Source organism: Candidatus Binatia bacterium (assembly GCA_036382395.1).
GTDB lineage: Bacteria > Desulfobacterota > Binatia > HRBIN30 > HRBIN30 > JAGDMS01.
In genome coordinates this window covers 1-8,861 of the sequence record DASVHW010000268.1, presented here as the reverse complement: position 1 = coordinate 8,861, position 8,861 = coordinate 1, and the positions used below count along the sequence as shown (strand labels likewise).

10 protein-coding genes are annotated in these 8,861 nt (G+C 65.1%); 5 read left to right on the top strand and 5 right to left on the bottom strand.

Annotation, left to right across the window (positions count from 1 at the left end):
• Nucleotides 1-271: 271 nt before the first annotated feature.
• The 4 genes from smpB to ggt all read right to left on the bottom strand — a co-directional run bounded on the left by smpB (nucleotide 272) and on the right by ggt (nucleotide 5,396).
• Complete coding sequence (smpB, locus tag VF515_12530; GenBank protein HEX7408461.1) at nucleotides 272-739, bottom strand: SsrA-binding protein SmpB; 468 nt, start codon at nucleotides 737-739, stop codon at nucleotides 272-274.
• Between the two features lie 48 nt (nucleotides 740-787).
• Nucleotides 788-2,536 carry a 4-hydroxy-3-methylbut-2-enyl diphosphate reductase gene (ispH, locus tag VF515_12525; GenBank protein HEX7408460.1) on the bottom strand — a complete coding sequence of 583 codons (1,749 nt, stop codon included), beginning with the start codon at nucleotides 2,534-2,536 and terminating at the stop codon, nucleotides 788-790.
• Nucleotides 2,537-2,658: 122 nt separating this feature from the next.
• Nucleotides 2,659-3,675 carry a lysylphosphatidylglycerol synthase transmembrane domain-containing protein gene (locus VF515_12520; GenBank protein HEX7408459.1) on the bottom strand — a complete coding sequence of 339 codons (1,017 nt, stop codon included), beginning with the start codon at nucleotides 3,673-3,675 and terminating at the stop codon, nucleotides 2,659-2,661.
• Nucleotides 3,676-3,677: 2 nt separating this feature from the next.
• On the bottom strand, nucleotides 3,678-5,396 hold the full coding sequence (gene ggt / locus VF515_12515) for a gamma-glutamyltransferase (protein ID HEX7408458.1): 1,719 nt from the start codon (nucleotides 5,394-5,396) through the stop codon (nucleotides 3,678-3,680).
• An 86-nt stretch (nucleotides 5,397-5,482) separates the two neighbouring features.
• Here ggt and VF515_12510 point away from each other — a divergent pair, with 86 nt between their 5' ends.
• The 5 genes from VF515_12510 to arsC all read left to right on the top strand — a co-directional run bounded on the left by VF515_12510 (nucleotide 5,483) and on the right by arsC (nucleotide 8,228).
• Nucleotides 5,483-6,073, top strand: a complete 591-nt coding sequence (locus tag VF515_12510) for a D-sedoheptulose 7-phosphate isomerase (GenBank protein HEX7408457.1) — start codon at nucleotides 5,483-5,485, stop codon at nucleotides 6,071-6,073.
• A 14-nt stretch (nucleotides 6,074-6,087) separates the two neighbouring features.
• A complete protein-coding gene (locus VF515_12505) occupies nucleotides 6,088-7,044 on the top strand; it encodes a hypothetical protein (GenBank protein HEX7408456.1) in 957 nt (318 codons plus the stop codon).
• Nucleotides 7,045-7,093: 49 nt separating this feature from the next.
• On the top strand, nucleotides 7,094-7,372 hold the full coding sequence (locus VF515_12500; GenBank protein HEX7408455.1) for a hypothetical protein: 279 nt from the start codon (nucleotides 7,094-7,096) through the stop codon (nucleotides 7,370-7,372).
• On the top strand, nucleotides 7,365-7,655 hold the full coding sequence (locus VF515_12495; protein ID HEX7408454.1) for a hypothetical protein: 291 nt from the start codon (nucleotides 7,365-7,367) through the stop codon (nucleotides 7,653-7,655). The genes VF515_12500 and VF515_12495 overlap by 8 nt, the downstream gene beginning before the upstream one ends.
• Before the next feature lie 216 nt (nucleotides 7,656-7,871).
• Nucleotides 7,872-8,228 carry an arsenate reductase (glutaredoxin) gene (gene arsC, locus VF515_12490; GenBank protein HEX7408453.1) on the top strand — a complete coding sequence of 119 codons (357 nt, stop codon included), beginning with the start codon at nucleotides 7,872-7,874 and terminating at the stop codon, nucleotides 8,226-8,228.
• A 12-nt stretch (nucleotides 8,229-8,240) separates the two neighbouring features.
• Here arsC and VF515_12485 read toward each other — a convergent pair whose 3' ends face one another.
• Nucleotides 8,241-8,582: a hypothetical protein gene (locus tag VF515_12485; GenBank protein HEX7408452.1), complete on the bottom strand. Its 342-nt coding sequence runs from the start codon at nucleotides 8,580-8,582 to the stop codon at nucleotides 8,241-8,243.
• Nucleotides 8,583-8,861 lie beyond the last annotated feature (279 nt).

The following is an 8,861-nucleotide window of genomic DNA, read 5'->3' as shown; positions in this document are numbered from 1 at the left end:
CAGGGAGCGCAGTAAGCATCCGCACGCCAAGGTGCTTCGAGGCTTTGGCACGCAGGCCGTGGGGGCAACATTGGGGGCAACATAGAAAATCGAGTCAGCTCAACAGTCCTATAATCAATACCTTGCGGCGATAGTTCAATTCCCCCCGCCCCATCTTTCGCTCGTCTCCGCCCCGCGACGACGAGCTTCCGATGGCGAAGGATGCCCTCCGGCACGCCCGAATCGCGCAGGATCAGAGAACGAGATACGACTCACGGGTGCGATTCACGCTTCACCCCTTCATCGCTCTATCCATTTCGCGTTTGACTTCACGCTCTTTCGTTGCCGCCCGCTTGTCGTACAGCTTCTTGCCGCGCGCCAATCCCAGCTCTACCTTGGCGCGGCCATCCTTGAAGTACAGCCGTAAGGGGATGAGCGTCAGGCCCCGCTCTTTCACCTTGCCGATGAGGTGCTCGATTTGACGCCGATGCAGCAGCAGCTTGCGCGAGCGTGTGGGCTCGTGCCCGAACTGCGCTGCCGCGTCGTACGGGCTGATGTGGGCGTTGAAGAGCCACACTTCCCCCCTGTCGATGCGGCCGTAGCTGTCTTTGAGCTGTGCCTTGCCGGCCCGTAACGATTTCACTTCACTGCCGGTGAGCACTAGCCCCGCCTCGAACGTTTCCTCGATGTGAAACTCGTGCCGGGCGCGCCGGTTGACGGCGATGTCACGCGTTCGTGGCGACTGGTCCTTCGCAGGCATGGGGGAAGGGTACCAGAGTCAGGAGTTGGGAGACAGGAGTCAGGGGTCTTAGATCAGCAGCGCGCGCCAGAGGAGGGTCATGAGGCCGGCGAGGATGAACTGGCTGTCGACAACCAATTCTCCTTCGGGACCTTTCGGGAGTAGGCGGCGCTCATACAGCCAGCAAACCAGGCAGACGTACAACACTACCGGCAACAGGAAGAGCGCCAAGGAGCTGGTTCCCGATAGAGAGGCCATGGCGCCGAGCAACAGGGTCAAGGACCCCGTCAGCACCGCCATGACTTCCTTGGTGCGGCGCTTGCCTGCCACCTTGAAAATCGTTTCCATGCCCATGATCTTGTCGCCTTGCACGTCACGCACGCCCAAGAGCGCGGAGCGTACGAAGACCAACACAAAGGCGAACAGGCTCACCATCACGCCGCGCAGTGCCGTGGCATTCAACACCAGCACGGGTAACACGGCTGTTACCAACGTCCAGCCCAGCGCGACGGAGAAGTCACGCGATGCCGGCAGATCCTTGATGCGGCGCACGCCCCACATGTGCCGCGCCCACCGCAGCGGGATGATCTTCACGGTGTACAGAAGACCCAAGGCGCCGGAGATCAGGACCACAATGAAGGGCAGGGGGCCCACCCAGGCGGAAAGTGCCAAGGTGATGGCTAGCGCGCCAATGCCGAGAAACATCATCGCGGTCTGAAAGCGCTGGTAGCCGCGCGGTGAAAATGTGCCCCAACCCGAGTACGGCGACCGGCCCATGTAGCGGTTGACGGCGTGCATGGCGTGCACGAAGAACGCCGCTACCGCAATCAGCGGCAACCCCTGCGGCGCCGTGGCGTACGGGTCGATGAGCTTGACGCACGCCAGGGTCAACGCCGCGGCACCGGCGGCGACATAGCCATTGCTCGCCACGATCAAGCTGGCGGCGTTGCTCAGCCAGGTGCGCCAGGCACTGCGGGCTTCGGGGCTGTACGAGCGGATCTTGGTCACCACACGGTTGATCATCCATTCCGGGGTTGAAGCCCCCGCGGTAACGGCCACGGTCTCGCAGCCGCTGAACTGCTCCGGCTCGATCTCCGCATCGGTCTCGACGTGCAACACCCGCGCCCCTTCGTCGCGCGCCAGCTTCACCAGCCTGACGGTGTTGGCGCTGTGACGGCCGCCGACCACCACCATGAGATCGGCCCGCCGCGCCAGATCGATGGTCTCGGTCTGATGGTCGCGCGTCGGCTCGCAGATGGTGTTGATGGCCCGCACTTCGCCGGCCTTCTCCCGAATGCGGTCGACCACCCGGTCGAAGGTCCGATCGTCCTGTGTCGTTTGCGCCACGACACAGACGCGGTCGAACGACGGCAGCCGGTCCACCTCGGTTTCGTCCGCGACGACGTAGCAGCGGTCTTTGGTGTAGCCGCGCAGGCCGATGACCTCGGCGTGGTCGTCATCGCCGACGATGACGGTGTCGTACCCCTTCTCGACGTAGGCCGAGAGCGCCTTCTGCACCCGGCGCACCAGCGGACAGGTGGCGTCGAAAACGTTCTCGCTGCGTGCGTGCAGCTCCTCGATGACCTCGGGACGGACCCCGTGTGCGCGCACGAGGATGGTGCCTCCGGCAACCTGATCGAGTCCTTCGACCGCGTGGATGTCTTGCGCCTTCAACTCCTCGAGTACCTGGGAGTTGTGGATCAGCGGCCCGTAGGTATAGACCGGCCCGTCCGTCTTTTTGGTGAGGTCCACCGCCTGATCCAAGGCGCGGCGCACACCCCAGCAGAAGCCTGCGGTTTCCGCGACCAGCAATTTCATTGAGGAGTGTAGAGTATCGTTAGTTGCAGGTCGGGGCAATCGCCTAGGGGGCTGCGCCCCAGCGTAGGTTCGGCGGACCGCTCCCCGATGGGTCGCTCCGGGCTGCCAAGTCCGACAGACTGCTAGGCCGACTCGGAGCGCGCCGCTACCTCAACGCGCTCGGCGGGTGTCGGGATGGGAGCGTCAGCTAACGGTGCCGGCGCTTCCGCTTTCCACAAGAGAAAGACCAACCCCCCGGTGAGCCCGGCGATGAGCACCAAGGTACTGGACAGCAGCCCCAAGGCCACGCCGGTGTGGTGTGCGACGCCGATCTTGCCGAGGAAAAGCCGATAACCCCATTCACGGATCCCAATGCCACTGAAGCTCACCGGTGCCATGCTGAGAATGTTGACCACGGGGACGAAAATGAAAAAGAACGAGGCCGGCGCATCAATGCCCAGCGCCCACGCCAACAAGACCTGCGAGCCGATCTGCATGCAGTGAAAGACGACAGCCACCAGGCTGGTCCGGGTCAGCAGACGGAAGTCACTCCAGTACGGCGCCAGATCGTGCTCGACCAGCTCCCGCCAGGGGTTGCCCGGCGGGAATACCCGCACGACGAGCGGCGGTCCGAACAGCCAGCCGAACAGCGTTGCCGGCGGAATGATCCAGGCGCCATAGTAGAGCGCAGCCGGAAGGCGGTACCCAGGCTGCGTAAAGATGGCGAGAGCGCCGATCCAACTGAGCACGATGAACCCCAAGCCGCGGTCGGCGATCACGGTGGTGAAGGCCAACGCCTTGCGCCGCTGCCCGCCAGCCAGGTATAGAGCCCGCCCGATATCGCCCGCCACGGTGCTCGGGGCGAAGAGATTCATATACATGCCGGTGAAGTAGGACCCGAAGAAGTGCCCGAACGGTTCGTTGAACCCGAGTGCCCGTGCCAGCATGGCCCAGCGCAGACAACTGACGACCATGCTGGCGACATACATAATCAGAGCGGCGATCACCCAGCCCGGTCGCGCCTTGGCGACGGCCCTGATCAATGCGGACACGTCCGTGTTCCGCAGCAGAATGCCGAGCAGCAGCAGGCTCAGGCCGATCTTGAACCAGGCGGAGGACCACCACCGCTGCGGTGACTGTGTGCCGTTGCTTGCGGCCATGCCTACCAACCCACCGCCTCCCCGCCCTTGCGCGGGTCTGACGCGCCTTCGAATACGCCGGCGGTTCTCCGGACGACCTGTACAGCACCCATCGCACTCATCTCTTTCACGAGGCTACGGTAACGCGCAAGTGCCAAACGCGTGAGCTCCGGGATACCCGGTTCCACCGCGAGCACGGCTGGGGTCCACTGGTCGTGAATACGCGGCGCCGCGACCGCGGTCGCGGCGTCCATGTTGAAGTCGAGGATGTTCAGCAGCACCTCGGTCGCAGCGCTGATGATCAGCGGGCCACCCGAGCCTCCGAGGGCCAGGATGGGCCGGCCGTGACGGGTGACGATGGTCGGGGTCATGCTGCTCAGCGGACGCTTACGCGGTGCGATGGCGTTGGCCTCGGTGCCGATCAAGCCATAGACGTTTGCCACGCCCGGCTGGGCGGAGAAATCGTCCATTTCGTTGTTCAGGATGATGCCGGTGTCTCCGGCCACTACCATCGAGCCGAAGGCGGTGTTGATGGTCGTGGTGCAGGCCACGGCGTTGCCGTCGGCGTCCATGACTGACAGGTGCGCCGTGCCGTGATCGGCACCTGCTGTCCCGCTGGCTGCAATCGTACTACCGTAGGCGGTCCGCTCGAGGGTGGTGACGGCGCTGATACGGGCGCGCAAAGCGGAGGTGTTCGCCGGCGCCAGCAGTTCGGCCAGGGGTACCTGAACGAAGTCGGGGTCGCCGTAAAAGCGGGCGCGGTCGGCAAAGCCATGCCGCATCGCCTCGGCCAGCAAGTGCAGATACGTAGGAGAGTTGTGCCCGAGCGCGGCAAGATCGTCATGGCCGATGATGCCGAGGATTTCGAGCAGCACGCCGCCACCGGAACTGGGCGGCGGCATGGTGATCAACGTGTTGCCGGCGTGTCGCCCTCGCAGCGGGCGCCGCCACTTTGGTTGATACTCGCGCAGGTCGCGTTCCGACAACACGCCACCCGCGGTTTGCACACTCTGCGCCATGTGTTCGGCGATGGTACCGCGATAGAAGGCTCGAGGACCTTCGGCTGCAATGCGTCGCAGGGTATCGGCCAGCTCCGGCTGGCGCACTGCTTCACCGGCACGTAGCGGCGAGCCATCGGCGTGCAGGAAGTTCCGCGCCAACACGGGATTGGCGAGCAGCGCCGTACTGGTGTCGGCGATCTCGTCGGCGAGATGCTTTTCGATCACGAAACCGTCGCCGGCATAGCGAATAGCGGGCTGCATCACCGTCGCGAGCGGCAGCGTCCCGTAGCGGCGCAGCGCCGCCGCCAGGCCGGCGACTTCACCCGGCACGGCCACGGCCAGACCGCCGTGACGACTGAGTTCGGGCACCACCTGACCGTCGCGAACGAACATGTCTTGCGCTGCGGCGGCCGGCGCGGTCTCGCGGTAGTCCAGCGCCACCGCGCCTCCAGACCGCGCCAGGAAGATGAGCATGAAGCCGCCGCCCCCGATGCCGGAGGATGCCGGGTTGACGACGCCCACGGCAAAGGCGGTGGCGACCGCCGCGTCGACGGCGTTGCCTCCGCCTTGCAGGATCTCGACGCCGGCCTGCGACGCCAGGCGGTGGTCCGCGGCCACCATGCCGTGCGCGCCCCAGACCGCAAGGGCGGGAAGGGGCCACAGGAGCAGGCAACAGACAAACACATGGAGGGCGGCGAACCGGGAATCCGGAATGGAGGATCGGTTACCTGCGGGCTCCATCGTTCTCCTCTGCTGGCGTGATAGCGCTTGTAAACGCGTGCGCCTCCATTGGCAAGCCGTGCGTGGAATGGTGTAAGGTGCGACCCGTGCGCCGGGAAATCCATCGCTCGTTTGCCGCCAGCATCGCGGTGAAGCGCCAGTTCCTGCGGGAGAACCTCGATACGCTGGTGCAGGTGGTCGAGACCATCGCGGCGGCTTTGCAGGCCGGAAGCAAGCTGTTGCTCTTCGGCAACGGGGGCAGCGCTGCGGATGCGCAGCATATCGCCGCTGAGTTCGTGAACCGCTTCAAGATCGAACGCCCGCCGCTGCCGGCGATTGCTTTGACCACGGACAGCTCGGCGCTGACCAGCATCGCCAACGACTACGGCTACGCCGAGGTCTTTGCCAAACAGGTGCGAGCCCTCGGGCGACGCGGCGACGTTGCCATCGCCATCTCCACCAGCGGCAATGCCGTCAATGTCCTGCGTGCCGTTACCGCCTGCCGCCGCATCGGCCTACGCACGGTTGCCTTGACGGGCGGGAGCGGCGGGAAGTTGGCCGGCGTGGCGGACCTGGTCTTGCGGGCGGGGGGCACCACCGATACCGCCCGTATTCAAGAAACCCACATCCTCGTCGGCCACGTCATCTGTGAACAAGTCGATGTGCGGCTCTTCGGCGGCGGGTCGCGAAAGCGGTAGGCGGAGAAGGGTTGATGAAACGCGCGCGTCCCGTACCGGTGACACCGCTCGATCTTTCGCGCGTGCGGACGTACCCGTTGCGTACGCGGCGGAGCAAGGTGGCGAAGCAACTGATCGCTACGCCTCCCCGCAAGGGCATGCCGCTGGCCGGGTTTCTGCGCGGCCTGCCCGACATTCTTGCGGCGCGCGACTTCCGCGCGGCCGCCGAGGCCATTGCGACGCGCCACCGCTCCGGCAAACGCATTGTCCTCGGGATGGGGGCCCACCCCATCAAGGTGGGATTGAGCCCGCTGATCATCGATCTCATGGAACGCGGCATTCTGTCGGCCATCGCCATGAACGGCGCGGCGATCATTCATGACTTCGAGCTGGCGTACGCCGGCGAGACCTCGGAAGACGTGGCGGCCAACCTGGCCGACGGCCAGTTCGGGATGGCGGAAGAAACCGGACGCTTTCTCAACGGCACGATCGCGGGCGCCGCAGCGGATCAGGGTCTCGGCGAAGCCGTCGGGAGGCAGCTGTTGAAGGCCGGCTTCGCCAACACGCGCCTCAGCATCCTGGCGGCGGGTGCGCGCCTCGGCATTCCGGTCACGGTGCACGTCGCCATCGGCACCGACATCATCCACATGCATCCGAGCGCCGACGGCGCCGCCATCGGCGCGGCGAGCTTACGCGATTTTCGCCGCCTGGCCGCGGTGGTTGCAGGACTGCGCGGCGGGGTCTTCATCAATCTCGGTTCCGCCGTCATCATTCCGGAAGTCTTCGTCAAGGCGCTCAACCTGGCGCGGAATGTCGGCAAGCGGGTCGACCGGCTGGTGACCATCGACATGGACTTCATCCGCCACTATCGCCCCGGGGTCAACATCGTCCAGCGCCCGACCGCCGGTAACGGGCACGGATACCGGCTCACCGGGCATCACGAGATCATGTTCCCGCTGCTGTGCGCGGCGGTGCTGGAGTGTCTCGGGTGAACCGTGGGCGCCGGTTGCGACGAGTCTTTAGGGACTATATAAAGACCATATGAAGACTCTAACGATCACGGAGGCGAAAAAGAATCTCGGCCGGTGGCTGACTGCCGCGGCCAGAGGGCAGGACGTCGGCATCATTGCGGGTGCCGACATCATCGCCCTTCGCAAGGTCGAGGTGGAATCGACAGATTATGCGCAGCGGGAGTACGGGGTCACGCCCGAGCAAGCGCTGGCGCTCGACCAGGCGACGGACGCGCGCTATCGCAGGCTGGCGCGGTCGCGGAAGCTCGTCACGGTCACGGCGGAAGAGCTGAGGAAGATGCTTGCCTAAGTTCCTGTCAATCGACCCGGCGGTGCTGAGGCGATTGCGGGGGCTGTCGAAGGACGAGCGGGTCGAGTGCCTCCTCGCCTTGTGCGAGCTGATGGCGCAGTTTGGACAGCCGCACCTGCGCAGCGGACTCGGCATCCGCAAGCTCGGCGGGAAGCTCTTCGAGTGTCGCGGCAGTCTGGCGCTACGGTTGATCTTCCAAGACCGTCCCGGCGAGCTGTATGTCTCGTTCCTGGGTACCCACGATGAGGTGAAATCGTTGCTGCGGAGTGGGACGTACCGGTAAGCTGCGCCGCGCTTCCGTGACGTGCCGCTGGTGCCGCGCACCGCCAGGCTCGACCGGCCGACCGTCTGCCGGCGCTGGAATCGATCTTGGCGCAGCCGCGGCGGCAGCCGTCGGTCGACACCAACGGCGCGGCGGCTACCGCCGATATGCTACTCGAGTACCTGAACGGGTCGCGGTGCTAGACGGCGTCGCGCCAGGCGGCTACCCTCTGGCGGTATGGAGAGACTGACGATCTATCACAACCCCCGTTGCTCCAAGAGCCGCGCCGCACTGGCGATCTTGCAGGCGCACGAAGTTCCGCTGCGCGTCGTCGAGTATCTCAAGGATCCACCCACACGCGCGGAGTTGGCGACGCTGCGGCGCCAGCTGGGGTGCTCCCCGGCGGAGTGGATTCGCAGGAACGAGGCGGAATTCAAGCAAGCCGGCTTGAGCGCGAACAGTTCGGAGGAGCAACTCCTGGACGCCATGGCCACGCACCCCATTCTCATTGAGCGCCCGATTGTCGTGCGCGGGAACCGCGCCGTCGTCGGGCGGCCCCCGGAGCGCGTCGTGGAATTGCTAAAGACGAACTGACTGGCATTGAAGCTAAGCCGATCCCGGGTCCCCGCCACCCGAACTCCAGGCCTTCGGCCACCAACTTGGGTACGGCCGCGCATGCAGGTGGTAGTGCTCAGGGATCTGGCGCATGTGATCGTCATAATACCAGCCGTGCGGGTACTTCGAGTCGGCGATCCGCGCCAGCGCCTCCTGCATGACGGTGCGTTCTTCCGGCAGCGGTGCGGCACGGTGCGCCCCGAGTACGACCATGGGGACGTCGCACGAATCGCAATCGATGATCACAAAGCGGAACGGCTCGGTGAATTCCGCATACCAGTTGGTCGTGCGCGCCAGCCCGCACAGCTCACAGACAGCCACGTCCGCGGGCATTACCACAGCGCGGGATGGAGCGTAAGCGCGGATCGGGGAATCCGGACTCAGCACTCAGGACCCAGGACTCAGGACTGAACTCGGCGAATGAATTCGCGGCAACGAGAGGCACGAAGCATGTCCTGAGCTTGTCGAAGGGTCGGCCTGCGCCGACTCTCCGAGCCCACGCAGATGGGATTTGCGCTCTTTGTAGCCGCAGTTTCACCTGCCGGGTGCCTTTGAGATAAGGTCCGATCTGTCTGACGCACCACACTAGTTGAGCGACTTCTTGGTGCCGCC

Coding starts and splice junctions, on each gene's coding strand:
- VF515_12520 (HEX7408459.1), bottom strand. CDS start 3,675: ATGGCCGCAAGCAACGGCACACAGTCACCGCAGCGGTGGTGGTCCTCC.
- ggt (HEX7408458.1), bottom strand. CDS start 5,396: ATGGAGCCCGCAGGTAACCGATCCTCCATTCCGGATTCCCGGTTCGCC.
- VF515_12505 (HEX7408456.1), top strand. CDS start 6,088: ATGAAACGCGCGCGTCCCGTACCGGTGACACCGCTCGATCTTTCGCGC.
- arsC (HEX7408453.1), top strand. CDS start 7,872: ATGGAGAGACTGACGATCTATCACAACCCCCGTTGCTCCAAGAGCCGC.
- VF515_12500 (HEX7408455.1), top strand. CDS start 7,094: ATGAAGACTCTAACGATCACGGAGGCGAAAAAGAATCTCGGCCGGTGG.
- smpB (HEX7408461.1), bottom strand. CDS start 739: ATGCCTGCGAAGGACCAGTCGCCACGAACGCGTGACATCGCCGTCAAC.
- VF515_12485 (HEX7408452.1), bottom strand. CDS start 8,582: ATGCCCGCGGACGTGGCTGTCTGTGAGCTGTGCGGGCTGGCGCGCACG.
- ispH (HEX7408460.1), bottom strand. CDS start 2,536: ATGAAATTGCTGGTCGCGGAAACCGCAGGCTTCTGCTGGGGTGTGCGC.